The 25,826-nt window shown below is 64.5% G+C and carries 25 protein-coding genes; 12 read left to right on the forward strand and 13 right to left on the reverse strand.

All coding sequences use genetic code 11. The features are described from left to right. Positions 1-54: 54 nt before the first annotated feature. Complete coding sequence (locus NJT13_RS11200; RefSeq protein WP_254521675.1) at positions 55-501, forward strand: hypothetical protein; 447 nt, start codon at positions 55-57, stop codon at positions 499-501. Between the two features lie 215 nt (positions 502-716). On the opposite strand, the gene NJT13_RS11205 is transcribed toward NJT13_RS11200, so the two are convergent. Beyond that, positions 717-2,036, reverse strand: a complete 1,320-nt coding sequence (locus NJT13_RS11205) for an amino acid ABC transporter substrate-binding protein (protein ID WP_254521676.1) — start codon at positions 2,034-2,036, stop codon at positions 717-719. Positions 2,037-2,255: 219 nt separating this feature from the next. Between NJT13_RS11205 and NJT13_RS11210 the strand changes: the two genes are divergently transcribed. Beyond that, entirely contained in the window at positions 2,256-2,564 is a 309-nt protein-coding gene (locus NJT13_RS11210) for a hypothetical protein (RefSeq protein ID WP_254521677.1), read from the forward strand. Positions 2,565-2,767: 203 nt separating this feature from the next. On the opposite strand, the gene NJT13_RS11215 is transcribed toward NJT13_RS11210, so the two are convergent. The 3 genes from NJT13_RS11215 to NJT13_RS11225 form a co-directional block, all read right to left on the reverse strand. Further along, positions 2,768-3,100: a 2Fe-2S iron-sulfur cluster-binding protein gene (locus tag NJT13_RS11215; protein WP_254521678.1), complete on the reverse strand. Its 333-nt coding sequence runs from the start codon at positions 3,098-3,100 to the stop codon at positions 2,768-2,770. Positions 3,101-3,348: 248 nt separating this feature from the next. Then, positions 3,349-3,618 carry an AbrB/MazE/SpoVT family DNA-binding domain-containing protein gene (locus NJT13_RS11220; protein ID WP_254521679.1) on the reverse strand — a complete coding sequence of 90 codons (270 nt, stop codon included), beginning with the start codon at positions 3,616-3,618 and terminating at the stop codon, positions 3,349-3,351. A 179-nt stretch (positions 3,619-3,797) separates the two neighbouring features. Continuing rightward, complete coding sequence (locus tag NJT13_RS11225; protein ID WP_254521680.1) at positions 3,798-3,998, reverse strand: hypothetical protein; 201 nt, start codon at positions 3,996-3,998, stop codon at positions 3,798-3,800. Positions 3,999-4,402: 404 nt separating this feature from the next. Here NJT13_RS11225 and NJT13_RS11230 point away from each other — a divergent pair, with 404 nt between their 5' ends. Then, complete coding sequence (locus tag NJT13_RS11230) at positions 4,403-4,876, forward strand: redoxin domain-containing protein (RefSeq protein WP_254521681.1); 474 nt, start codon at positions 4,403-4,405, stop codon at positions 4,874-4,876. A gap of 356 nt (positions 4,877-5,232) precedes the next feature. Here NJT13_RS11230 and NJT13_RS11235 read toward each other — a convergent pair whose 3' ends face one another. Continuing rightward, a complete protein-coding gene (locus tag NJT13_RS11235; RefSeq protein ID WP_254521682.1) occupies positions 5,233-5,406 on the reverse strand; it encodes a DUF1059 domain-containing protein in 174 nt (57 codons plus the stop codon). A 393-nt stretch (positions 5,407-5,799) separates the two neighbouring features. Further along, complete coding sequence (glmM, locus tag NJT13_RS11240) at positions 5,800-7,176, reverse strand: phosphoglucosamine mutase (RefSeq protein ID WP_254521683.1); 1,377 nt, start codon at positions 7,174-7,176, stop codon at positions 5,800-5,802. A 93-nt stretch (positions 7,177-7,269) separates the two neighbouring features. Here glmM and NJT13_RS11245 point away from each other — a divergent pair, with 93 nt between their 5' ends. The 3 genes from NJT13_RS11245 to NJT13_RS11255 all read left to right on the forward strand — a co-directional run bounded on the left by NJT13_RS11245 (position 7,270) and on the right by NJT13_RS11255 (position 9,781). Further along, positions 7,270-8,172 (forward strand): HVO_0234 family beta-propeller protein, encoded by a 903-nt coding sequence (locus NJT13_RS11245; RefSeq protein WP_254521684.1) that lies wholly within the window; start codon positions 7,270-7,272, stop codon positions 8,170-8,172. Positions 8,173-8,286: 114 nt separating this feature from the next. Then, positions 8,287-9,144, forward strand: a complete 858-nt coding sequence (locus NJT13_RS11250; RefSeq protein ID WP_254521685.1) for a ribose-phosphate diphosphokinase — start codon at positions 8,287-8,289, stop codon at positions 9,142-9,144. Positions 9,145-9,241: 97 nt separating this feature from the next. After that, complete coding sequence (locus tag NJT13_RS11255) at positions 9,242-9,781, forward strand: heme NO-binding domain-containing protein (protein ID WP_254521686.1); 540 nt, start codon at positions 9,242-9,244, stop codon at positions 9,779-9,781. A gap of 71 nt (positions 9,782-9,852) precedes the next feature. On the opposite strand, the gene NJT13_RS11260 is transcribed toward NJT13_RS11255, so the two are convergent. After that, positions 9,853-11,970: a hypothetical protein gene (locus tag NJT13_RS11260; RefSeq protein WP_254521687.1), complete on the reverse strand. Its 2,118-nt coding sequence runs from the start codon at positions 11,968-11,970 to the stop codon at positions 9,853-9,855. A gap of 271 nt (positions 11,971-12,241) precedes the next feature. On the opposite strand from NJT13_RS11260, the gene NJT13_RS11265 reads away from it, so the two are divergent. Both NJT13_RS11265 and NJT13_RS11270 read left to right on the forward strand, forming a co-directional pair. Continuing rightward, positions 12,242-12,607, forward strand: a complete 366-nt coding sequence (locus tag NJT13_RS11265) for a hypothetical protein (protein WP_254521688.1) — start codon at positions 12,242-12,244, stop codon at positions 12,605-12,607. Then, a complete protein-coding gene (locus NJT13_RS11270) occupies positions 12,604-15,546 on the forward strand; it encodes a glucodextranase DOMON-like domain-containing protein (RefSeq protein ID WP_254521689.1) in 2,943 nt (980 codons plus the stop codon). Before NJT13_RS11265 ends, NJT13_RS11270 begins: the two co-directional genes overlap by 4 nt. A gap of 108 nt (positions 15,547-15,654) precedes the next feature. Here NJT13_RS11270 and ileS read toward each other — a convergent pair whose 3' ends face one another. Next, complete coding sequence (gene ileS, locus NJT13_RS11275; protein ID WP_254521690.1) at positions 15,655-18,909, reverse strand: isoleucine--tRNA ligase; 3,255 nt, start codon at positions 18,907-18,909, stop codon at positions 15,655-15,657. A gap of 93 nt (positions 18,910-19,002) precedes the next feature. Next, on the reverse strand, positions 19,003-19,233 hold the full coding sequence (locus NJT13_RS11280; RefSeq protein ID WP_254521691.1) for a DUF8151 family protein: 231 nt from the start codon (positions 19,231-19,233) through the stop codon (positions 19,003-19,005). A gap of 118 nt (positions 19,234-19,351) precedes the next feature. Between NJT13_RS11280 and NJT13_RS11285 the strand changes: the two genes are divergently transcribed. The 4 genes from NJT13_RS11285 (at position 19,352) to NJT13_RS11300 (ending at position 21,591) form a co-directional block, all read left to right on the forward strand. Then, a complete protein-coding gene (locus NJT13_RS11285) occupies positions 19,352-20,023 on the forward strand; it encodes a uracil-DNA glycosylase (RefSeq protein ID WP_254525449.1) in 672 nt (223 codons plus the stop codon). A 140-nt stretch (positions 20,024-20,163) separates the two neighbouring features. After that, positions 20,164-20,490, forward strand: coding sequence for a DUF4870 domain-containing protein (locus NJT13_RS11290; protein ID WP_254521692.1), 327 nt, complete (start codon positions 20,164-20,166; stop codon positions 20,488-20,490). Between the two features lie 283 nt (positions 20,491-20,773). Then, the gene (locus tag NJT13_RS11295) at positions 20,774-21,193 is read left to right on the forward strand and encodes an HIT family protein (protein ID WP_254521693.1); all 420 of its coding nucleotides are present in this window, start codon (positions 20,774-20,776) and stop codon (positions 21,191-21,193) included. Positions 21,194-21,354: 161 nt separating this feature from the next. Further along, on the forward strand, positions 21,355-21,591 hold the full coding sequence (locus NJT13_RS11300) for a hypothetical protein (RefSeq protein ID WP_254521694.1): 237 nt from the start codon (positions 21,355-21,357) through the stop codon (positions 21,589-21,591). On the opposite strand, the gene NJT13_RS11305 is transcribed toward NJT13_RS11300, so the two are convergent. The 4 genes from NJT13_RS11305 to NJT13_RS11320 form a co-directional block, all read right to left on the reverse strand. Beyond that, positions 21,583-22,620, reverse strand: coding sequence for an A24 family peptidase C-terminal domain-containing protein (locus NJT13_RS11305; protein ID WP_254521695.1), 1,038 nt, complete (start codon positions 22,618-22,620; stop codon positions 21,583-21,585). The two genes, NJT13_RS11300 and NJT13_RS11305, sit on opposite strands and share 9 nt — an antisense overlap. A gap of 76 nt (positions 22,621-22,696) precedes the next feature. Then, positions 22,697-23,845 (reverse strand): ABC transporter ATP-binding protein, encoded by a 1,149-nt coding sequence (locus NJT13_RS11310; protein WP_254521696.1) that lies wholly within the window; start codon positions 23,843-23,845, stop codon positions 22,697-22,699. A gap of 19 nt (positions 23,846-23,864) precedes the next feature. Beyond that, a complete protein-coding gene (locus tag NJT13_RS11315) occupies positions 23,865-24,776 on the reverse strand; it encodes a carbohydrate ABC transporter permease (protein WP_254521697.1) in 912 nt (303 codons plus the stop codon). Continuing rightward, positions 24,773-25,816 carry a carbohydrate ABC transporter permease gene (locus tag NJT13_RS11320; RefSeq protein WP_254521698.1) on the reverse strand — a complete coding sequence of 348 codons (1,044 nt, stop codon included), beginning with the start codon at positions 25,814-25,816 and terminating at the stop codon, positions 24,773-24,775. The genes NJT13_RS11315 and NJT13_RS11320 overlap by 4 nt, the downstream gene beginning before the upstream one ends. Positions 25,817-25,826 lie beyond the last annotated feature (10 nt).

Here is a 25,826-nt window from a genome sequence, read left to right on the forward strand (position 1 = left end):
GGCGGTCGGTACTCGACCCGAAGTTTCATTTCGTTTCAGTGAGATATGCTGGGCATGTCAATTTCGCCCTCCAGACGTACCGTTCTCGGACTGATCGCCGCGAGTGGAATCGGCGGGCTCGCAGGGTGTAGCGCCGTCAATGCGTCAGGGAAACCCGCACACACGGTGAGCGTGTATCTCGGCGACCGCGAGGCCGTCCGTGAGACGACAGTGACGGTCGAAGGGGAAGACGGAACGGTCGTCTTCGAACGGGAGTATACCCTCTCTGACGACAACGAAGCCCACGAGGACGCGACGTTTCCAGCGTCGACCGACCCGCGGGACGTGATCGTAACGGTCGACGGGAACCGGTTCGAACGTCCGTGGCCGGAATTCAGTAGTCCGAACGACGCGTGTTCCGACGGGAACTGGGAAGGAATCGAAGTGTGGATCGAAGGCGGGCCGGACGAGTCCCCGACCGTCCGAGTGCAAGGCAACTGTCAGCACGTCACGCTCGACTGATCTCCTCCCCGTCTGTAGTCCTCGAGTCGCGCTGCCGAACCGAATTCTCGCCAGTTCGTCCCGACGCGCGTCGGACGGGAGTGCGAGCAGGGCGCCGAGAGACGCGTGAGTGTGACGACGTCGATGCGGGCCGAGAGGGAATCCGACCGCAGCGGTACCGAACGGGGACCGAGTACCGACTCGGTACCGGACCGGAAACCGTCGCCGTGGTACCCCTACCGTTCGTTCCAGTTCGGCGTCGGATAGATGGGGTCAGACTCGCTGACCCCCTCCGGCCAGACGATCCGTTTGCCCGCGTCCGGTTGCCACTGGTAAAGGACCATATCCCGCGGAATGACGCCGTCGTCGCCGAACTGGATCGGGCCGTAGAGACATTCGAACTGGACGGTTCGAACGGCGTCGCGCACGGCCTCCGGTCTCAGCTCGTCGACCCGAGTGAACGCGCGCTGGAACGTCTGGACGACGGCGCTTCCGGCCGCACTGTGATAGTCGGGGTCGTATCCGTACTCGCTTTCGACGGCCGAGATGAACTCGCTCGTCGACCCGAAGACGGCGTCCTCGTAATCGACGGTGGTCGCCCACGGCGACGGCCCGTACCAGTAATCCCCGTTCGGCCCCGTCCGCTCCTTGAAGGAATCGGTGAGGGACCCGACCGTGGCCATCGCCATGTCGACGTCGACGTTCTGACGCGCCATCCCCTCCGCCGCGACGATCGCGTACTCCTCGTGTGCGTTCAAGACGAGGACGTCCGCGTCGCTCTCCTGAACCCGCTCGAGGAGCGCCGAGAGGTCAGACGTTTCGCTGGAGAACGTTTCGTCGACGACGATGTCGATCCCCGCCGACCGGAGCTTCCGGCGGGCACCCTCCGTACTGCTCCGGCTGAAGAGATCGGTTCCGGCCAGAACTGCCGCTGACGACGGCGGCTCCGACTGCGCCATCGCCATGTCGATACCCGAATTGGAGTACGTGTCCGCGAGCGGTAGCAAGCTGACGATCCACTCGTTTCCCCGGCCGTATATCTCCTGACTCGCGCCGCCGCCCGCGACCATCGGTCGTTGGGCCTCCGCCGCAACCTCGCTCGCCGGTAACGTCACCGAACTCGCGTACGGCCCCAGGAGGTAGTCGATGTCCTCCTCGGCAACGAGGTTCCGGTAGATCGCCTCGCTCCTCGAGGGATCGCTCTCGTCGTCCCGCAGGACCACGTCCAGCGCGTAGGTGGTTCCGTCGCCCGCGTCGACGCCACCAGCCTCGTTGATGCGGTCGATAGTCAACTCGTACGCGTCCCGGTACAACACGCCGAGGTCGGAATTTTCACCGGAGAGACTCATCGAACCGCCGAGCGTGATCGTGCTTCCGGCGGGCGACCGTTCCCTGTCATCGTTCACACTGTCGAGGATTTCCGTCTCCGTGGGAGGTTCATCCATTCCGCTCGCGAGACAGCCCACAAGGCCGGGCACACCGGACGCTCCGGCCGCTTTCAGGAACCGGCGACGGTTGGCGCGTCGGTCCGGGTCGTCTGTAATCGTCGGTGTCATGGTAAACGACCGTCCGGAAGAATTCCCCACGAGAGTCGAAAAGTAGCTTTCCGGTGGTTGTGATGAGTGTAATCGGTCGAGAACTGTGTTCGGAGACGGGACCGTCTCGCGTGACGCAGGGACGAACGGGGCACCACTCGCAGAACGGGACAGTCAGCGCACGGCGGAACGATGGTTGCAAGGCGGAGGTTAATAGGGACCGACGAGGCCACCCCACACATGTCCAGACTGGGAACGCACGCGGTCGTCATCGAGTCGATCGATCAGCAGCTCCTCGAGCGCCTCGAGAATCGGCTGGAAGAGGAGTTCGAAGACGATATCGAAACCATCGAAATCAAGACGTCGTTCGACGAGGCGATCGAGCCGATCGGGGTCGCGCTCGAGCTCAGCTTCGCCACACCGCTCTCCGACGCGGTCGGGGCCCGAACCGACGACGTGATCGCCCAGGAAATCGACGATCGGTACAGCGACCGAGCCGACGCGAAGGCGGGGGTGAAGGTGACGGAAACGAAGGTCGCAGTAGAATAAGCGGGGTGTGGGTTGACGGCCAGCGGGGTGTGCGTTGACGGCCGATCACGTCGCACTCTCGGCTCGCGGATCGCCCGCTCGGTCGAATGGGACGACCGCGGAATCACTCGAGCGGGACGACTGCGCAGTGGTCGTCACCAGCGGGGGTCGCGGGCGGCAGTCCGGGAGGCTCGCGGACGGCAGCGCGCGGACAACCCACGCGGTCACGAATCGTCGCCGTCGATTTTCTGGCCCCAGTAGCCCGGGTGCTTCCGAACGACGAGGTCGTCCTCGACCTGGAGCTGACAGGAGAGCCGGAGTCCGGACTCGAGACTGTGCGGTGGGAGTTTGAGACGGCGGCGCTCCTGACCCGTCGGTTCGTCGATCTCGCCCGACACGATTTCGACGGCGCACGTGCCGCAGATTCCGTTCCCGTGGCAGTTCGTGTACTGAGCCGCCCCGTTGTGAGGCGAGAGCCCGGCGTCGAGAAGCGTTCGACGGAGGTTGTCACCGGTATCGGCTTCGATCGTTTCACCCTCGAATTCGACTGTGGGCATGCGGGAGGCTGCCACCCCCACGCACAAATACGTTCGACCGCGCAGCAGCGGTTATTCGGCGTCGGTTGACGGCAGCTCGAAACGGAATCCAACCATTCTGTACGGGTCAGACGGATAACGCTCGCGCGATTATCCGTCGATGAATGGTAGCTTCTCGCGTCTCTCAGTCGAGATCGGGGTGCCGTCGTTCGCGTCTTCGTCGTTGCAAGTCACCTCGGTCGGGAGAGAAGCAGTGATCGGCGCCGCCCTTATCGATCCATCGGCCCGAAGAGCGTTTCTCCGGCATCGGTCGGTGTCGTATTCTCCCAGTCATCTCGACCTGCCGTCGCTGTCGCCAGTTTCGAACTCGGTTTCGGGTCGAGTTCGAGAACGGACCCGACGAGGGTCGCGAGAATCTCATCGTTCGGTTCGATTCCCAATCGGTTCCGAACCTCTTTCGGGAGGGTCACCCGCCCTCTCACATCCACCGTGAGGGTGAATTTCTCTCTGTGGTTCCCTTCGAGCGACGTTCGTCCCATTTCTGATCGTCTGGTTTTCACTCCAGTACCGACAAACTATCTGGGTCAGTCGGAACCGTCTTTCGACCGATTGCGGACTCTTCGTCGAGTTCGCTCGCGAACAGGCGCGATGCACCGAGGTTTACCCCGAACGGCCGTCTCGAGGGAGAACCGCACTCGAGGACGAGCGGTGAGTGTCTCTACTCGCCGTCGCGCTTCAGGGCACCCGGGAGAACCGCACAGCCACAGGGGCGGACGGACCCGGAGAGGGGACCCCTCGTGATCGTCCGGAACACGCGAGCGCCACAGCGCGGGCACGTGGGTGGCGACGACTCGAGGTCGTCGATCGCTGCGCCGTCGGCGTCGGTGGCGGTGTCCTCATCGGAGACCTCGTCCGTCATGCCGACCACCGCGCGTCGCGTCCGGTGAGCCGGGAAATCGGCGCAGTCGCTGGTTCGAGCGGTCGATTCGTCGGTCGTGCGGGATGTTTATATCCCGCCAGAATATACGGAATCATGCAACCAAATCCGTGAGGGTTTGGAAGCATCGTCTCGGGTGTCTCTACCACCCGGGGCATTTCGTACCGCGCGTGCCCCCTCACATTCGGAAACGAGCTTCCGGTTCGATTGTTTACCCATGGTGACTTATATCTACTGCTAATAATTCGTATTTAATCGCAGATCCGGACAGAAATTGTGGTGGATTTCGGCTATACGACTTCCCCGAACGTGTCGAGACATCGCTCGAGATGCCGAACGTATCCGGCCCGGGATTTAGGAGGCTGAGAGGGATACGAGTTCGTGCCATGGTTTCGACAGGCGACAGCGCACCGACGTTCACGGCGACGTACAAGGGCAGCGACCACGAGCCGTTCGACCTCGAGAACCACCTCGGCGACGGCCCGGTCGTGCTCGCGTTCTTTCCGGGGGCGTTCACGCCGCCCTGTACGAACGAGATGGTCGCCCTGCAGGACAATCACGAGCGGTTCGCGGACGCCGATGCGACCGTCTTCGGCGTCAGCGCCGACTCGCCGTTTTCCCAGGGGGCGTTCGCGTCCGAGTACGACCTCGAGTTCGACCTCGTCAGCGACATGGACGGCGACACGATCGAGGCGTACGATCTCTCGGTCGACATCCCCGACCTGGGCCTGTACGGGGCCGCCAACAGGGCGGTGTACGTCCTCGACGAGGAGGGGACCGTGACGTACACGTGGGAAGCCGACGACCCGACGAACGAACCGGACTACGACGAACTGAGCGAGGCCGTCCGGGACGCCTGAGACGGACGGCCGACACGGATCGATCCGTTCCGATGCGGCAGCTCTGTTGCGGTTTTCACCCGGTAATCGGGTGCACCGAACGTGCAGACGCCCACGTACTGATTCGGGCACAGGTTCGACAGGCACGGACAACTCGAGGAACTGCTGGACTCGACCGCCGTCCACCTCTGTCTTCTCGGCGAGTCCGTCTCGCCGGTCGTCTCTGCATCCGAACGACTCGCCTCACTGTGGCCGAAATCGCGTGCTAACTACGAATCGCGAATACCGGAAATCGGCCCCCGAAAATCACACAGTGACATCGACCGTGAAACCCTCCGTGCAAAATAGATATCGATATCCGACATCGCCATCGGTCGCTAGACGACTTGCAGATGTTCCTGCCGAAGTTCGTCGCCCGAGTACTCCTGGCCGTGAACCTCCTTCATGTGTTTCTGAGCCAACTCGACCGCTTCTTCCTCGTCTTCCGATTGGATGATGAAACGGCACGTATCCGATACCGATTCACAATCGAGTTTGTGAGCGCTTGCCATGGTATTTCTCCCCCGTTCCGCTGTTGTGCCCGGTGTCCAGTACTACGTTCACTGTTACCAAGCACCATTCAATATACCACAGTTGATTATTTATGCATTTTTATCAGAATATATTTGGAAACCGAACGGAGAATCGTTCCTCCGATCCAATCGGGTCACGACAGACAGGATTGTCAAAACCGAGCAAATCGATAGCATCGTCGCCACTCGAGACGGAATCCGTCCGTCCCAGGTGAACCATTTTCAGTGTCCGTGGTGGCGTAAACGTCGATTTCGTCCCCGGTTCGTCCGGAGAAGCGTCGTCTCGATCCGGACAAAGAGAGAAAAATGACAGTCCAACACGCTGGACCGTTTCCTGTGTAAATCGCTCGAGTGGAGGACCGAAATACCGACTCAGGCGTCGGCTTTCGCGTCGGCGAGCGCCGTGTACATATCGTCGGCGAGGTCCGTGGCCCGGTCGCCGTCGCGGGCTTCGGCGTAGATCCGGACGAGCGGTTCGGTGCCGGAGGGGCGGGCGAGCACCCAGGCATCGCCGTAATCCAGCCGGTAGCCGTCGCGGGTGTTGAGTTCCGCCTCGGCGATCTGGGCCTGGTTGGCCGCCGCGTCGAGCATCGCGTCGCGTTCGGCCGTCGACTCGTACTCGACGTTTCGTCGAACGTTGACGTAGCCGTCGAACGGCGCGACGATCTCGCTGACCGGCCGCTCGGCGACCAATTCGAGGAAGCTCGCGGCCGTGAAGGCCCCGTCGCGCGAGAGCCGATAGCTCGGGAAGAAGATACCCCCGTTGCCCTCGCCCGCGATCGGCACCCGTTCGCCGCTGGCCTCGAGTTCCCGGATGCGCGTGATGATGTTGGTCGAGCCGATGGGAGTCAACTCGAGGTCGGCGCCGACGTCGGTGACGACGTCGACGAGCCGCTGGGAGACGTTGACCGCGGAGACGGTGGTGTCGCCGGCCTCGAGTTCGGCGGCGGCGAGCGCGGCGAGGGTCGCGTCGCCTTCGACGTACTCGCCGTGTTCGTCGAAGAAGATGGCGCGGTCGGCGTCGCCGTCGTGGGCGATGCCGACGTCGGCGTCGGTCGCGCGGACGAGTCGGCCCAGGTCGGCGAGGTTATCGGGGACGGGTTCGGGATCGCGACCGGGGAAGTGGCCGTCGGGCTGGCCGTTGACGGTGACGACGCGACAGCCGAGTTTGCGGAAGAACGTGGGGCTGGTCAGCGATCCCGCGCCGTGGCCCGGATCGAGCGCCACGGTGAGATCGGCGTCGGCGATCGCCGCCCGGTCCGTGGCGGCGAGAAGTTCGTCGACGTATTCGCGCCCCGCACTCTCGATATCGTGGACGCGGCCCGTCTCGTCCCAGGACGCGACGGCGAACGACTCGGCGAGGAGGGTTTCTTCGATCGCCTCGAGCGCCGAGACCGAGAGTTCCACGCCGTCGCTGCCGACGAGTTTGACCCCGTTGTACTGCGGCGGGTTGTGCGAGGCCGTGATGACGACGACGGGGACCCCTTCCCGTTCGGCGTAGGCCTGTGCCCCTGGCGTGGGGATGATTCCGAGACGGTCGACGTCGGCACCCGTACTCGCCAGTCCGCTGGCAGCCGCGTCGGCCAGCATCCGTCCGGTGTGGCGAGTGTCGCGGGCGATCGCGACCCGATTCCCACCGCGATCGCCGTCCCAGGTCGTCCCGGCCGCTTTCGCGACGCGCAGGACGAACGCGGGCGTCAGTTCCTCGTTGGCGACGCCTCGCGTCCCACTCGATCCGAAGACTTGCATCACTCCCTAGTCTGTCCGGATTCCCCAAAGGGATTCCGAAGCGCCGTCCCCGCAGGACGGAACGTTTTCGGGCCGCCCCCGCGACGATCACGTATGGACTCGATCGAGGAGAAACGCGTCTTCGGCGACCGCGAGGGGGCGATCACCGCCTACGTCGCGAGCGCGATCGGCGTCGTTCGCGTCCGCGTCGCAGGCGACACCGTCGGCGAGTTTGGCCTCTGCGAGCGCTGTGCTGCCAGGGACGTCGCAGCGACCCGTCGCCGCATCGCCGTCGCGACCGACGAGGACGTCCGGATGGTCGAACTCGAGGACGGACCCGACGCCGACGCGCCGGGCGCGGGTGGCGACGAGACGTTCGCCGAAACGGGGTTCGGCCCGGCCGTCGCCGTCGGCTTCGACGGCGACGAGCTGCTCGCGGCCGGTCCGGACGGCCGTCTCGCACGCCTGCCGGCCGATGCCGACGAGTGGACGACCCTCGAGTCGGACACCGGGGCGGCGGTGCGAGCGATCGACGGCGGCCTGGTCGGCACGGACGCCGGCGTCTACCGCGTCCACGGCGGCGGACTCGATCACGCCGGACTGACGGACGTCCGAGACGTCTCGGCAGCCGGCGTTCCGCTGGCTGCCACGGGGAACGGGCTCTACAAACTCGGTAACGGCTGGATGACCGCGATCGAGGGCGCCTTCGAGACGGTCGCGGCGGATCCGCGCTCGCCGCGTGGCAAACTCGAGCGTGCCCACGCCGTCTCGGGCGACGAGATCTACGAGTACGAAATCGACGGCGAGTGGACGGCTCGGAAGGGGGTCCACGGTGGGGACGACCGGGTCGTCGGGTTCGGGTACGGCGACACCGTCTACGCCGTCACGGAACGAGGAACGTTTCTGTCCGCGGTCGACGACGACTGGCGGACGCGAACGCTCGGCGTCACGGACGTCACCGGGGTGGCGATTCCCGCGACGGCAGCCCCGACGGGAGACGGCCACGAACTCGACTGAGCCTACCGGACCCACCGAGTCGAGTGAGTCGATTCCGCCCGTCGCGTCGAAAATCCCGCGGCAAGCGGCCGGAAGAACGAAAACTGGTTTAATCCCCGGGCTGTCCCACCGACTATGATCGTTAGCGGATCCGCGTCGCAGGCCCTCGCCGCGGCGCTCGCGCGCGAACTCGAGGAACCGCTCGCAGCCGTCGAGTACGACCGCTTTCCCGACGGCGAACTGCTGGCCGCCGTCCCCGGCGTCGCCGATGCCCGCCCGGAGCGAGCGGTGATCGTCGCGGCGACGGTTTCGAGCGACGCTCACCTCGAGGTGTTGCAGCTCCAGGATGCCGTCCGCGAGGCCGGCGTCGAGGAGGTCGTCACGGTGGTGCCGTACATGGGATACGGTCGGCAGGACGAGGCGTTCGAAGCGGGCCATCCCGTGTCCGCCCGCGCGGTCGCCCGGGCGATTTCGACCGGCACGGACCGCGTGGTGACCGTCAATCCGCACGAAGAAGCCGTCTGCGAGTACTTCGACCCGACCGCGACGGCGGTCGACGCGGCCGGTCGGCTGGCCGAACCGTTACCCGACGACCTCGCGGACCCGGTCTTTCTCTCGCCGGACGCGGGCGCGATCGACCTCGCCGAAACCGCTCGCGACGCCTACGGCGCGGGCGAAATCGACTACTTCGAGAAGACCCGTCACTCCGGCACCGAGGTCGAGATCACCCCGAGCGGCGGCACCGTGGCCGGCCGCGACGTCGTCGTCGTCGACGACATCATCGCGACGGGGTCGACGATGAGCGAGGCCGTCGGCGTCCTGCGGGACCGAGGCGTCGCTCGCGTCTTCGTCACCTGCGTTCACCCACTGCTCGCCCGCAACGCCGTCACGAAGCTCTCGCGCGCCGGCGTCGAGGCCATCTACGGCACGGACACGATCGAACGAGGCGTCAGCACCGTCTCGGTCGCGCCGGCGCTCGCATCGCACCTGTAAGTAAACCATTAAGTAGTCGCCTGACACTGCCATAGTTGTTAGCGCGTCGCACGAGCGGGTAAGCGCACCAGGCGACGTGACGAGGCACCAGGACCAGATGCACGGAATCGTCCACAAATCACTCAAAGAATACGTTATCGATCGCGCCGACGACGACACCTGGGAAACGGTCGTCGAGCGGTCCGGTCTCGAGCCGACGCTGTATCTTCCCGTAACCCGGTACGGCGACAAGGAAATCGACGCCATTCTCGAAACGCTCACGGCGATGGCGACCCAGGACAGGTACACGATCGAACGGGATTTCGGCCGATCGCTCGCCCCCCAATTACTCTCGACGTTCAGCGCCCACATCCGACGCGAGTGGGACCTGGCCGCGTTCCTCGGCTCGCTCGAAGACGTGTACGAAAACGTCGACGACGCGACGGCGGAGGCAACGCTCCCCGAACTGTCCTGTACGCGGAAGTGGAACTACGCGTCCGTCACCTACGACACACACCGAGACAGGCAGTACTGCGGGCTGGCTCACGGCATCCTCGAAGGGATCGTCACGGCCTTCGACGCGAACGCGACCGTCGAGAAAACGGCCTGCGTCGACAACGGCGCCGATGCGTGCCGATTTCGCGTCGACCTCGAGTGAATCGGCGACGGGGCCATCGAGGGGTTTCGCCAGCGGTGTCAGACGCGAGCGGGGGCGACGGGGGACGAGATTCAGCGACGGCGGGCCAACAGCGCACCGAGAAGCACCGTCGCGACGGCGGCGAGGCCCACCGGAACGCCGAACCCGGGCATCCCGTCGAGTCTCGCGGCCGGTCCGGTGGCGACCCCGACGGTCGTGGTTTCACCGGCGACTGCGACCTCGTATCGACCGGTTTCCTCGAACCGAAGGGCCGCGTCGACCGTCGCCGTCTCTCCGGCCCGAAGCGCTACCGGTCGCCTGGCGACGATACCCTCCGCCGTCCTGAACTCGAGGACGGTAGCGGCCGGTCGCTCGCCGGCGGCCTCGACCGTCGCGCTCACCGTCACGGGTTCGCCGGGATCCGTCCGCTCGGGTTCCGCCCGTAGATCGGCGACTGTCACGCTCGAGGGAGAGCGGACGACGGCGGTCAGTCGCCGGGAGCCGACGCGAACGTCGTACTCACCGGGTCTGGCCGGCGCCCACGTCAGACGGTGGGTCGTCCGCTCGCCGGCAGGGAGCGTCCCCCCGCGATGATCGACGACCCTGCCGTCGACCTGCAGCGTCGCGTCGTACGTGCCGTCGCGATCGCCGACGTTTTCGACCGCGACCGGGATCGAAACGGATTCGTCGGCCGGAACCGCGATCACGTCGGCGGCGTCGCTGTCGATGGCCTCGATATCCGATGTACGCCAGCGAGTCCACTCCCGACCCGCCACCTCGAGCGGCTCCGACCCGAACCCGTACTCGAAGACCGCGACCGGTTGCTCGAACGCCGCCCTGTGCTGTTTCCGGGTCCACATCTCCGGCGTCACCGCCGTCTGCGTGTACCGTTCGGCGACCGCCCGAACGTCCGCCCCGCCGGCGTCCTCGAGCGCCCCGAGGAAGTCGGCCTCGGTTATCGGTCCGCCCTGCGCGTTCAGCGTCCGAAAGACGTCCTCGAGCGTCCGGTCACCGTCCGTCGCGAGTCGGAGTCTGCGGTCGATCTCGCCGTAGACGAGCTCTCCTTTCGTATAATCCGTCTTCCGATCCTGCCACGTCGAGCGATCCGCGAGGACACCGTCGGCGGACGGCGAGCGCTCCCCCCGCTCGAGCAGGCCGCTGAAATCGTCGAAATCGGTGCGCCCGCTCTCGAAGGCGAGCAGCCCGGCGTAGTAGTCGGCCTGGGCCTCGACGAGCCAGTCCGTTTCCGGCGCCGTGGCGGTCTCCGAACTGGAAAACCGCTGGCGAACGTGGACGTACTCGTGGAGCCAGACCGGGTTGGGGTCGTCGAGCGTGGCGTCGTCGACGACCCAGGCGTCCGATCGACCGTACTGGATTCCCCGTTTCTGTCCCCAGTCGACGCCGTTTGGCACCGCGACCACGAACACCTCCTCGCTTCGAGCGCCGACCTCGAGGCGGCCCCGTGCCGTCGCGAGAGCCGCGAGGATCGCGTCCGGCGATTCCCGGAGGGTCGCGACCTCGGGAACGACCAGCCTGATGGACCCGCCGTCGACGACCCGCTCGTACTCCGTCACCTCGCCGAAGAAGGCGATATCACCGCCCGTCGCACCGGGTCCGTCGACCGTCACGGTCTCCTCGATTCCGACCGGCTCGGTTCGTTGCAGCGAAATCGCCACGCCCGGGACCGGGACGACGCCCCAGTCGCCGGTGTCGACGAACGTGTAGCCGTCGGTCGACGAGTCGGCACCCTGCTGCTCGGTCCCCCGCCGGTCGGCCGGCATCGTATACCGCACCGTCGGCTCGTCTGTCTCGCCGGTCCACTCGAGGGTTCGCTCGCCCGTCCGCTCGAACCCCGCCGTCGATTCGACGGTCGCGCCCGACTCGAGCGTGATCTCGAGTTCTCTGACCGAATCCGGGACGCGAAACGTCATCTCCGTCTCGAAAACGTCTGGGTCCGCCGGCCGATGTCGAAGAACCGTCGTCCGGTGGAGGACGTCCGGCGCAGAACCGGTCTGGGCCGCTGTCGGGGTCCGCACGGCCGTGGTCAGTCCGGACGGTGAGGCTACGTGAGCGCCTATCGACTCCGCCGACCCGATCGACTGGGCTTCCGAGGGAGCCGCGGCGGGATTGCCACTGATCGCTCCGACGCTGCCCGAGAGCGATCCCACGAGCAGCACGGTTACGAGAACGACGCCGACGCGAGAGTTCACGAACGTACACTCGAAAGTGACTGTCAAGACTTTTGTGGCGCCGTCTCCCGGTAGCGCCGATCGGACTGCCCGCACAGGCGTGCTTCGGGGGGCGGGGAAATAATCCGCTCTCGAATACGATATATCATCGGAACTATCAATAGAATTTATATATGATGAAATTTGTAATCACACTTTATATGTGCCACGCGGTGTCACGGAAACAAGCGGCTGACAGTGGGGACGGGCGGCCAAACGACGTAGGTGTGAGTAAGACGGGGGAGAGACTACTATGACCGAGTACCCACGGACGCTGCCGCGACGGCGCGTCCTGTCCGGAATCACGGGACTCGGATCGCTCTCCGTGGGGGTTCCCTCGGTCGGGGCAGACGGTGCGTCGAAGACGAGTTCCACGTCGGGATACACGCCGAACGTCGAACGGTCCCGGCATCCCGGGCACCCGCGGTTCGTCGAGGTCGGCGAACGACTCACGAATCCCGTCTTCGTCGGCGAGGTAAGCGGCCACGACCAGGGGGTCTACGGCAGTCGGGACAACCTCGCACCCGGAGCGACACCGACGCAATCTCCCGAAAACTACGATCCGGCCGACTCCCGGTGGTCGATCGCCGATCGACCGGAGGGGAGCACGCCGAGGTGACCTTCGCCTCGCCGAGCGAGGAAATCGGCGAAGCCCGCTACGACGAGGGCCGCGAAAACGTCGCCGAGTTCGAAGCCGACGTTCCCGGACGGTACGCGCTCGAGCTCGAGGACGAAACCGGCGATATCCATCGCGTAACGATCCACGCCTTCCCGGAAGGGGACGGCCCGCCGCCCCGGATCGAACTCGAGGGCAGGTACGAAGCCGAGAAAGACCGATTCGTCGTCGAGTCGAACCCGAAACTCGCGCCCGACTCGAGCGCGGCGTCGGGCGACCTCTCGGTGGAGTTCCTCGCGGACGATCGGGACGCGCTGTCGACCGACGACATCGAGGTCGACGGATCCCGGGCGTTCGTCGATCGGGACGCGCTCGGCGGCGACACGGCGCGAATCCACGCCGCGGCGTGGGACGGGGACGCTCACAGCATGCTGGATACGATCGAGGTCGATCCGGGCGACGACTCGGTTCACCTTCCGAACCGGCCGCCGGAGTGGATCCACGACGCGGTCGTCTACCAGATCTTCACGCGGTCGTGGGCCGGCGAGCGATACGCAACCGACTTCGACGTGCTCATCGACGGCGACGACAGCCTCGGCGCGGCGGGGGTCGACTACCTCGCGGACCTCGGTATCGACGCGGTCTGGCTCACGCCGGTCATCCCCTCGGTCAGTTCGACGATGCACGACGAGGAATTCATCGTCGGCGGCGGGCCACACGGCTACGACGCCACCGACTACTTCGACGTCGCGCCGGACCTCGCTCCCGACGGGAAAGACCCGCTCCAGGCCTATCAGGACTTCGTCGATGCCTGCCACGAGCGGGGCATCAAGGTCGTCTTCGACACGGTCCTCAACCACGCCGGGCGATTCCACGAGTTCTTCCAAAATACGATCGCCGCGAAAGAGGGCACCGTCGAAGACCTCTGGTGGTACTTTCCGCGGGTCACCCAGTGGAACGAGGGCTCGTCCTCCTTCGACTGGTTCGACCGCGTCGAGGAACCCCGCGTCGCCGGGGACGACCACCCGGAATTTGACGCCGGGGCGGTCCTCGAGCCGTCGCCGCGGGCGACCGGGTTCTTCGGCCTGCCGGTGATGCCGAACTGGAACTACGACAACCTCGCCGTCCGGGAGCACCTGCTCGCGATGGCGGACTTCTGGACGGGCGAGATCGGCGTCGACGGACTCCGGTGCGACATCGCGTGGGGCGTCCCGCACAGCTTCTGGAAGGAAGTCCGGGAGGTCGCCCGTTCGAACGACGGCGACGTGTTGCTGTTCGACGAGACGATTCCGAAAGAGCCCTCCTTCGCCGAGAACGAGTTCGACATGCACTACGACAAGGCGGCGTTCACCGATACCGCCTTGCACATCGGGCAGAACAAGGGCGACGCGAGCGGCTTCCGCGAGGCGATCGAGACCCGGAAGAACGAGGGGTTTCCCGATCACACGCTGTTCTACAACGGCATCGAGAACCACGACGAGGAACGGGTCCTCGATGCGGCGCTGGACGCGTACGACGACGAGGCTTACGCCTCGAAGCTCCAACGGGCGTGCTGGGCCGCCGGCATCACCCTACCCGGCGTTCCGGCGATCTACTACGGTCAGGAGCGCGAGATCAGCAAGTACGGCCAGGGCCGCCACCGCGGCGCAGACGATCCGCGCGACGGCGACGTCTCACCAGGCAGTACGCAGCGGGCGTTCATGAACTGGGGTGACGAATTCGACCAGCGCCACCTCGAGTTCTACCGGGACCTGATCGACGTCTACCACCAGTACGAGGTCCTGCACACCGGGGCCGCAGTGCGGGACGACTGGTACGACCCGGGAGACGATCACGTCCTGGTGTTCGGTCGCGACGCGAGCGATCTCGCATCCGTCGACGGACCGGAACGGGTCCTCGTCGCAATCAACTACGAACCGGGCCCGGTCGAAATCGACGTCCGCGCCGCCGTCGACACCCACGACCTGGTTAGCGACGACCAGATCGACGTCGGCTCAGGTGACGGGAAAATGACCGTCGAAGTCGACACCGTCGCGATCCTCGAGACCCCGGACTTCGACCCCGTCTCCACGGTGATCGCACAGTGGTCGGACGAGACCGGCGACGACCACGGCCCCGGCTGGTACGAGTATCCGACGGCCGACGCGTTCGCCGACGGCGCCTTCGACATTGAGCGATTCGAGGTCCGCGAAACCGGCAGCAGCTACGAGTTCGCCATCGAGGTCGGCCACCTCGAGAACGTCTGGGGGCTCGAGCACGGATTCTCCGTCCAGTTCCCGCAAGTGTACGTTCGGAATCCCGACGCGGACGACGGAACCAGCGGCGCCCGCCCCGGCGTCAACGCCTCCTTCGAGGACGACTACCACTACTGGCTCGCCGGCACGATGGAGTGGACGGCGCTCGAGGACGCGGCCGGAACCGACGTGGGGCGGCTCCACGTCGACATGCTACCCGACGAGAACGCGATCGTCCTGCGATTCCCGACGGACGCGATCGACGGCGATCTGACGGAGATGGACTTCGCCCCCCTGATGCTCGGCTACGACGGGTACGGAACCGGCGGCGTCCGCAGCGTCACGGCGGGCGATCCGACGGCCTGGAAATTCGGTGGGGCCGAGAATGGAAACGCGCCCGCGGTGATCGACCTGGCCACTCCGACCGGCCTCACGCACGCGGAGGCGCTCGCCTACAGCGCGGACGCGACGGCCGAAATCCCGTTCCGACCGGTGGTCGCGACCGTCCGCGAGGCCATCGTCGGGCGCGACGAGCCACCGTCGCCGGATCACATCCACGTGGCCAGAGAGTACAGAAAGAGCGGCGAGCCCGTTCCCGGCACCGGCGGTAAAACCGTCGACAAGGAGATTTTCCGCGAACTCGCCCGCGACGCTCGAGGACGCGGAAATCGCGACCGCGATCGGGACAGAAACCGGGACCGGGACTGAGATCGAAATCGCGACTGTGAGCCGAACTACGACTGATACGACGGAGGTCGTGGGGCCAGCGTTACCGCCACCGACGGCATTCGAATACGAAACTTGAGCGACGGCCGCTCAATCCGACGCTTCCGCCGCCGCCAACGGCTCGATGGCGATTTCCATCGTCACACCATCGACGTCCCACTCCTTGCGGTGTCCGTCTTCGACCGCGCGGCGTTCGTCCGCGCGAACTTCCTCGCTGATCAGGGACTCGCGCTCGGCGACCAGGTCGGCCACCCGATCGTCGTCGATCTCGAGGTCGAGCGCGATCCGCTCTTCCACGTCGAGTTCGAGGTCCTTGCGCATCTCCTGAACGCGGCGGATGACTTCGCGGGCGTAGCCCTCGCTCTCGATGTCGTCGGTCAGCGAGGCGTCGACGTAGGCCACGCCACGGTCGTCGCCGTCGATACCGAACGCGGTGCCAGCGACGGAATCGGGCGTCTGCGTGACGAACGAGACCATCTCGTCGGTGATGGTCTCGTCGTCCTCGAGCACGTCGTCGACGGCGGCCGCGATCGATTCGAGTGTCGGCTCGTCGACGCGGGCCTCGTTGAGCGCGTTCATGACCTGCCCGGCGCGGTTGCCGAAGGCCGGCCCGAGTTCGCTCATGTCGGCCTCGGCGCTGTACTCGAGTTCGCTCCATCGGTCGTCGGGCCCGACAAGTTCGATCGCGCGCGCGTTGAGCCGATCCTCGAGGAGTTCGGTGTGGCGCTCGACGGCCTCGACGACCCGGTCGTCGTCCGCGGCGACGACCACTCGCGCCACCGGCCAGCGAAGCTTTCGGCCGGCCTGCTGGCGGGCGTTCGCGCCCGCTTCCTCGATCGCGCGGAGGAGCGCGACGTCCTCCTCGAGCTGTTCGTCGACCCAGTACTCCTCGACGGCGGGCCAGTCTGACATGTGGACGGTATCGTACTCGGCGTCGCCGGTCAGGGTCCCGTAGATCGTCTCGCTGATAAAGGGCGCATACGGTGCGAGGAGAGAGACGGTCTCACGAAGCACGCGGTAGATCGTCGCGTAGGCCGCCCTCTTCGAGGCGCTGTCTTCTTCCTCCCACATGCGCTCGCGGACGGCCTGGACGTAGAACCGAGAGACGTCCTCGACGATGAACTCGACGAGCGCGTCGACGGCGCGGTCCTGGCGGAAGTCCTCGAAGTGCTCGGTCATCTCGGCTTTGGTGGACTGGAGCCGGGCCAGCACCCACTCGTCGATCAGCTCGAGGTCGTCGTCGACGTCCGAAAGGCCCGTTTCCTGCGGATCGAACCCGTCCAGGCGCATGTACGGCAGCGGGAACCGGAAGACGTTCCACAGCGTCCGGAGGTGGTTCTCCATCGTCTGCATGCCGTCCCAGGAAAAGCGCATGTCGTCGCCCTGCGGGTTGTTCGACAGCAGGAACATGCGCATGACGTCCCGGCCGTGGCGGTCGATCGCCTCGTGCGGGTCGACCAGGATGTCCTTGGACTTGCTCATCGCGCGGCCGTCCGGCATCAGCGCGTGGCCGTGCATCAGCACCTCTTGGTAGGGAATCTCCCCGATCGCGGCGGTTCCCATCCCCAGCTGTGACCAGAACCAGCCGCGGGTCTGGTCGTGAGCCTCGAGGATGAAGTCCGCCGGCCAGAGTTCGTCGAACCGGCTGTCGTTGGAGGGGTAGTCGAGGGTCCCCCACGACGCGACGGAGGAATCGAGCCAGACGTCGAAGACGTCGGGAACGCGCGTATAGGTGGTCCCGTCCTCGGTGATGGTCAACTCGTCGACCGTGTCCTTGTGGAGGTCGACCGTCTCGGGGTCGACGTCCTGATCGACGCGCTCGGCGAGTTCCTCACGGGTTCCGACGACGATCGTGTCTTCGTCCGCGCGCCCGCTGGCGCGCTCTGGACTGGCGGCGGTAGCCGCCCCGTCGTCGTCCCGATCCTCGGGGGTCCAGACCGGAAGCGGAATCCCCCAGTAGCGCTGTCGGGAGACGTTCCAGTCGGGCGCCTCTTCGACGAAATCGCGGAACCGACTGTCGCGGGCCCACTCGGGGTGCCACTCGCTGTCCTCGATGTTCGCGAGGAGGTCGTCTTTGATGTCGGTGATCGTGATGAACCACTGGTCCGTGACGATCTGGAGGATGCCCGTGTCACAGCGCCAGCAGTGGCCGTAACTGTGCTCGACGGTGCCGGACGCGAGCAGCGCACCGTTGTCGTCCAGATCGGCCGTGATCTCGTCGTCGGCGTCCTTGACGAACTGCCCCGCGTAGGCACCCGCCTCGTCGGTGTAGACGCCGTCCCCGCCGACCGGACAGAAGATCGGGAACCCGAGTTCGCGGCCGCGCTCGAAGTCCTCCTCACCGTGACCGGGTGCGGAGTGGACGAGGCCGGTCCCGTCGCCGTGAACGTCGACGTAGTCGGCGGCGTAGATCTCGAGTGCGCCGTCGTGGTCCGGGTGCTTCGGAACCTCCTCGGATAGCGGGTGCTCGTACGACCAGCCGAGCAACTCCTCGCCGGTGCGTTCCTCGACGATCTCGTAGTCCTCGTAGCGGCCCTCCCCCAGGACGTCCTCGACTTTCGGTTCCGCGACGTACAGGAGTTCGTCGTCACCGTCCTTCTCGGCACGAACGCCGACGTACTCGCCCTCCTCGTCGACGGCGACGAAGGTGTTCGCCGGGATCGTCCACGGGGTCGTCGTCCAGACGACGATCGATCCCTCGCGGTCGTTCAGGTCGAATTTTACGTAGATCGAGGGGTCCTCGACGTCCTCGTACTCGACTTCGTTGTTCGCGATGGCCGTTTCACAGCGCGGACACTGCGAAATAGAGCGGTGGCCCTTCTCGACTAATCCGCGGTCTGCGGCCTTCGAGAACCCCCACCAGGCCGCCTCCATGTACTCTGGGCTGACCGTCCGATAGGGGTTCTCCCAGTCCATCCAGACGCCGAAATCCCGGAAATCAGACTGGAGTCCCTCGAGTTGCTCCTCGGCGTACTCCTTGCAGGCCTCGATGAAGTTCTCCTCGCCGTACTCCTCGATGTCCTTCTTGTTCTCGAATCCCAGTCGCTCCTCGACGCGGGTCTCGATGGGGAGTCCGTGCATGTCGTAGCCCGGACGGTCCGTCACGTCGTACCCCTGCATCCGGAGGTAGCGGATGTAGACGTCCTTCAGCGACTTGTTCCAGGTCGTCCCCATGTGCGCCGATCCCGACGTGTACGGCGGGCCGTCGACGAAGAAGTAGGATTCGCCGTCCGATCGGTGCTCGACCGTCTGCTCGTAGGCGTCGACGTCGGCCCAGTACTCGAAGATCCGCTGCTCGAGTCGGTCTGGGTCGTACTGGTCGTCGACCTCGCCGAACCTGCTCATACCGGACCTAATCGCCTCCGGGAGTAAAGAGGAATCGATATCGCAGGTCGCCCGTCTCGTCTCCGCTCTCGCCCGACTCCGAACCGTCTCGAGCTAGACGTATTCCGAGAGAACCTTCTGGTAGCCGAGTCCGTACGCGCCTGCATAGAGCATGACGCCGCCGAGCGCGGCGAGCCACAGCGCGATCATGGCCTCGCCGGCCCCCAGATGCTGGACGCTCGCTTGTTCGACGAGGACGCCGCCGACCGTCAGTATCCCGGCGACGATCGTATAGACGACCAGCGACAGCGATTCCGCGAGTAGTTCCGGACCGATGGATGTCATTAGCAGTCTTGTACCCACGCACGGAAGGTAAACCTGTCCCCTCTCGTGCGACGCAACCACACGATTGCGGCCGTGGCGAACCGATTCGCACTCGGCCGTCGCGGACGGACTGGTGACTGTGCCCGCATCCGATTCCGACTCCGATCCCAAATCGACTCCTACCGACGAACCCGCCGTTCCAACGAGGCGCAACGTTCTCGAGGCGGCCTGCTCGCGGTGTTCGGCACTGGCCGACTCTCGGGAGCGTATTTCGTGGGGAACCGGTCCTCCCGATGCGGAAATCGTGGTCGTCGGCGAAGCGCCCGGCTACGGCACCCCCGAGGCCGACCGCTGGCGCGGTGGTAACTGGACCGGCAAGGCCTACACCTCGCGACACTCCGGTCGTCGAATTCGGCGCATGCTCGAGCGAATCGGCTACGGCGACGCCTACTACACGAACGCGGTGAAGTGTTTCCCGGCCGACCCGGACGACCCGACGACGAACCGCGAACCGACGCCCGAAGAGCGTGCGAACTGCCGACCGCACCTGCGAACCGAACTCGAGGACGTCGACCCGTCGGTCGTCCTCGCGACCGGCAAACACGCCACGTCGACCGTCCTCGCGGCCGAGGGACGGGAACTCGAGGGGTTTCTCGACTCCATCCTCGAGCCGGTGTGGTGCGAGCGACTCGGGGTCCACCTCGTCCCGATCCTGCACCCGTCGTATCAGGACGTCTGGATCGCCCGGCTCGGATTCGAACCGGACGAGTACCTCGAGGCGATCGGGGAAACACTCGGTAGGCTCTCTTGAATAGTATCTCGTCGACCTTTCCCCGATCGCGGACGACCGGACGATCGGATTGCAGGGACTGATTCGTCAGGCAGCCCGCCAAATTGTAGATCCCACTACACATACTAGTTCTTATGTATAGTGAATAGAATGTGTACTGCATGTCGACCCATGCGGACGGCGATACGACGATGGCGGCACTGGCACATGTATCAGCACTCATCGCGGCGTTTCTCGGGCCGCTACTCATCCTCGTGCTCGCGGACGACACCGACACGCTGGTCAAAGAGAACGCGAAAAACGCGTTGAACTTTCAGATCATAGTCTTCATCGCGGTCATCATCTCCTTCGCGCTCACGGTGGTCCTCATCGGCCTCCTCTTGCTCCCGGTAGTCGCACTGGTGGACGTCGTTCTGGTCGTCTTGGCGACCGTGAAAGCCAACAACGGCGAGGTGTACTCGTACCCGCTCACGCCGAGCATCGTGTGAACCACACCCCCTACTCGCTCACGGTTTCACCGTTCGCACCGCCTTCCAGGCGATGACGTCGAGTCCGTGGTCGCGTGCCGCGGAAACGACGTCGGTATCGACGCAGTGGTCGTGAAACATTTGCAGTTTTTCCTCGAAACAGTACGTATGACTATCCACCGCCAGTTTTAGTGGTGGAAGCCACAGACGATACGGAACGAACGGCGCCGTCGACGGCGAGTCCCTATGGTCGACCGAGATGAGGCGAGTAAGCTACTTACGGCGAGCCGACACATACCCGCGTATGAGCACGATCTTCAGCCAGATCGTCGAGGGGGAGATCCCCGCTCGAGTCGTGTACGAAGACGAGACGACGATGGCCTTCCTCGACGCCAATCCGCTGGCTCCGGGCCACACGCTGGTGATCCCGAAAGACGAGCACGAGCGGCTGAACGACGTCCCCGACGCCGTCGCGACCGATCTCTATGCGACGGTCCACCGACTGGTCCCCGCCGTCGAAGCGTCGGTCGATGCCGACGCGTCCACCGTCGCGTTCAACAACGGTGAGGCCGCCGGCCAGGAGGTCCCTCACGTCCACTGCCACATCGTGCCCCGCTTCGAAGGGGATGGCGGCGGCCCGATCCACGCCGTTGCGGGCGACACTCCGGACCTCGAGGACGACGAACTCGACGAGATCGCAGGCGAGATCGAGTCTCGAGCGTAACTGAGCCGCGCCGTTTCTAACGCACCGTTCGACGGCCGCCTTTGAAAACCGCTTCTGCGAGCGCGTTCGACGTCTCCGCGAGCGGCGCCCGCGTTCGAAGGTCACACGTACTCGGCCGCCGTGACGTTTTTACCGCCCCCGCGCGACTCTCGCGTACACCGATGACCATCGCCGGTATCGTGGCTCAGCTTCGACGTCACCCGATCGCCACGGTCGTCGAACTCGGCAGCGTTCTCGTCTGTTGCCTGCTGTTCGCGGGCACGTTCGTCCTCCTCTCGAGCGGTCTCCCGACCGGCCGTGGCGAGCCGTGGCTGGCGCTAATCGGGGTCGGCGTCGCTTTCGTGCTCTTCTGGACGGTGCTGGTGCCGCTGTATTGGAAATACTCTGAATTAGAATAAATTAGCGAGTAGGAAATCACCGTAGACGAGTGCAACCAATATACCCACAAACACCGGCACAAGAAACGGTGTTCCCGGAGTGAACCAGACTTTTTCTTTAGTCACAAGGACATCTAGACCGTCACGCAGTTTCTCCGGCGTCGTGCCGTAGGCAGATCTCTCTATGTCATCAAGAAATGCTTTGGCGCCCCATGGGTCGTCGAACTGGGTGGCCGATCTGCCTACTTTGGGTATGGCCTTCCTGGTAGTGGACTCAGATTTCTCATCTTCCCTGTGGGCCTGCACTTCAGCAGTCACTGCTCCATCTGTCGGTGGATTTGGATCCGCGGGCAGCGTAGCGGGGTCGCGGTATCGATCTGGTTCGTCCCGGAGGTCTGCAAGTGAGATCCCTCGCCAGCGAAGGTACATTCGCAAAGCATCGAGATCAAGCCCACCTCCAGAAAATCCAACACTCACAGTGAATCCGGCAGGTGACTCTAATAACATACCATTTGTTTCTGGAATCTTCTTCCAGGAGATTGGCCATCCCAGAAACATGACGGGTGTGATCCGGCCGATAGCGCCATTGTAAATCAGGAGGATAACAGGAATAGCAACGCCGATAAGCACGGCGTTGGTCAGAATAGTAAACGAGAACGCCCCAATTAGAGGCGTATTGAGTGGGAATGTCCATGTTCCCATTGTGTACTCGGGAAATGTTGGGAAGAAAACGGCGATCACTAACAAAGCCGAGGTGTCGGCCCAGCCGAAGCTGCCAATTCTCCCAAAGAGGTAGGCGATAGGGACGACTAGCCCGAGACTAATTGTAGTAGGTAGGAGGAATCCATAGGTCCACGCGTATTGATCAGCGTTCCAAGCCAGCCAGCCATCCCAAATTAGCAGTAACGTTCCCAACAGGGAGAGGGGGACCCAGACGATACTCGAGACTCGCCTCGTCTTGATGTCTCGAATCGCGACCCACGCGAAGACGGGAACGGCGATGAGCCGAAGCAGGTCCGGCCCCGTCGCCGAGACGCCGAGGAGTGTCACGGCTGTGACTCTCGAGTGAAGGAGCGTTACGTTTTCGGCTCGGTCGACGCGACCGATCGAATTCGATGGGGCCGCCTTACTGGACCGGACGATCGACCTCGACCGTCTCGAGGCGGCGATTGTGGAGTGCGTCGCCGCTTTGCTGGTCGAAGACGTGAATCGCGTCTTCCGGGACGCCGACCGTCACCGACTCGCCGCTCTCGAGTCGGCGCATCCCGTCGACGGTCGCGACGAGCGAGACGTCTGTCTCGGCCAGTTGCAGGTAGACGATGTTGTCGTCGCCCATCGGTTCGACGACGTCGACCGTCGCCGACACGGAGTGTGCATCGGTCGCCTGTCCGTCACCGACGGCGATGTCTTCGGGACGGATCCCGAGGACGAGATCGGTCGCGTCCCCGAGATTCGCCGCGACGTCCGACGAGAGGGGATACGTGACGCCCTCCTCCGGCGTCACGAGAACGTCCTCGGTCGGTCGCTCCACGTCGAGAAAGTTCATCGAGGGTTCGCCGATGAAATCGGCGACGAAGCGATTCGCCGGGCGGTGATAACACTCGAGCGGTGTGCCGACCTGCATCAGCCGTCCCTCGTTGAGAACGGCGACGCGATCCGACATGGTCATCGCTTCGGTCTGATCGTGGGTGACGTAGACGGTCGTCACGCCGAGGTCCTGCTGGATTCGCTGGAGTTCGGTCCGCATCTGTGAGCGCAGTTTGGCGTCCAGATTCGACAGCGGTTCGTCCATCAGGAAGACCTCGGGGTCGCGAACGATCGCCCGCCCGAGCGCGACGCGCTGTTGCTGCCCGCCGGAGAGGTCGCTCGGTTTCCGGCCGAGCAGGTCGTCGATTCCCATCATCTCCGCGCTCTCTTCGACCCGCCTGTCCATCTCGTCGTCGGAGAGATCCGTCGACTCCTCGAGCCCGAAGCGCATGTTTTCCCGCACGGTCATGTGCGGATAGAGCGCGTAGGACTGGAACACCATCGCGACGTTCCGGTCCTTGGGCTGTCGGTGTTCGATCGCCTGCCCGTCGAGTTTGATGGAACCGTCCGTCACCGTCTCGAGGCCGGCGACCATCCGCAAGGTGGTCGATTTCCCGCAGCCGGACGGGCCGACGAGAACGAGGAACTCCCCGTCCTCGATGTCGATCGTTACGTCGTCGACGGCGACGATTTCGCCGTTGCTGTCCTGGAACGTCTTCGTTACGCCGTCGATCGTCACTCCTGTCATATGTCGTAATCCTCGTAACTCACACCGTGGCACCTTTTGCGAACTGTTCTCCGAACGCGATGTAGACGAGCAACGTCGGCAACGCGGCGATGAACGCGCCGGCCATCTGAACGTTGTACATGCTCTGCATCGACCCGGCGAGCGCGTTCAGTTCCATCGTCACCACGAAGTTCTCCGGCGAGTTCAGGAGGACGAGCGCGATCAGGAAGTCGTTCCAGATCTGCGTGAACTGATAGATCAGCGTCACCGCGAACATAGGGACGGAAAGCGGCAGGACGATCCGCCGGTAGACCCGCCGCTCCGGTGCGCCGTCCAGTCGCGCTGCCTCCAGTATCTCGTCGTTTAACTTCTGGTAGTACGATCGAAAGAGGATCGTACAGATCGGTATCCCGTAGGCCGCGTGCGTGATGGTCAGTTCGATCATGCCGGTTCGCTCCACCAGCGTCTCGCCGACGACCGGAACCAGTGCGACCACCTGTTCGAGTCCGACTAACGACCACCCCAGTCGCAGCGGGACGAGGACCGCCTGATACGGGATGAAGATGGCTGCGAGAATGAGCGTGACGACGGTAAGCTGGCCGCGCCACTCGAGTTTCGTGAGGCCGTATGCCGTCATGCTCCCAAACAAAGCAGAGATCATCGTCGCCGGAACGGCGACCAGAGCGCTGTTCACCATCGCGTGGCCGAGCCGCGAAAACGCGGTCGACCAGGGCTCGAGTGTCGCAGCGTCGGCCGACGGCGGGACGAAGGGGAGGCTCGTTGCGAACGCGTTCCCGCCCTTGAGCGACGTCATCAACCCGCTGTGCAGGGGAACGAGAAAGAGGACGGCGATGACGGTCAACAGCACGTAGAGACCGATCCGCCGGTACTCTATGTGTTCGAACCTCGATTCGGTCGTCTCCTGTGGTGTGGACGCTTGCGCGTTGCTCATAGGGCACCTCGTCGATACTGCGCGATCGCGTAGGGGGCGATCACGGAGAGGGCCAGCACGAACAGTACCATCGCCACGGCGGATCCGTACGCCCACTCCGGATTCCCGGAGAAGGCCTCGCGATACATCATCACTCCGAGGATGTCGGCCGAAGGACCCGGCTGACTGCCCCCGTAGATGACGTAGATGAAGTCGAACGCTTTCAACGCGAAGACCATGAGCACGACCGTCGCACCCATCGTCGCCGCGCGGAGTTGCGGGATGATCACGCGCCAGTACATCCGGACGGTCGTCGCCCCGTCGACGCGGGCCGCCTCGTAGTGATCGTCGGGAATCGCTCTCAGCGCCGCCAGGTAGACGATCATACAATACCCGCTGAACTGCCAGATGAGGGCGATGATGACGGCCCAGAGCTTGAATTGTGGATCACCGAGCCAGTTGGGAGCGATCCCACCGAGCCCGACCGCCTGAAATCCCACGTTGATGACGCCGTCCTGGGCGTTGTACATCCACTTCCAGAAGATGGCAGTGACGACGAACGAGAGACTCATCGGCAACAGGTAGATCGTCCGAAACCCGTTCCCGAAGCGGATCTCCCGGTCCATCAGAATCGCCAGGAAGAGTCCGACTGCGAGCGCGATAACGGTAAACGACACCATCAACACGAACGTGTTCCACGTCGCGTTTCGGAACGCACCGTCCTGGAAGAGCTGGAGGTACGTATCGAACGAAATGTTCGAATAGGTCGGCGAACCCAGCCCCGACCAGTCGGTCAGCGAGATCAGGAAATTCCACCCGATCGCACCGTAGACGAACGCGGCAACGAGGAGGAATCCGGGAAGCCAGAAGGGAAGCGACTGCACGAAATCGTTCCGACGGAGGGAGGCGAGCGCCGATTCCGACGAGCCGAAGTCGGCCTCGTCCGGCGTTGGACGGCCGGAATCGGTCGCGTCGACACCGCCGTCGGTTCGCAGCGACCGTGACGAATCCGTACTCGACGGTTTCGCTTTCCGGAGAGAGCGAACGAGTCGCGCGATCATGTATTTGAAG

The sequence above is a fragment of the Natrinema caseinilyticum genome (assembly GCF_024227435.1).
GTDB lineage: Archaea > Halobacteriota > Halobacteria > Halobacteriales > Natrialbaceae > Natrinema > Natrinema caseinilyticum.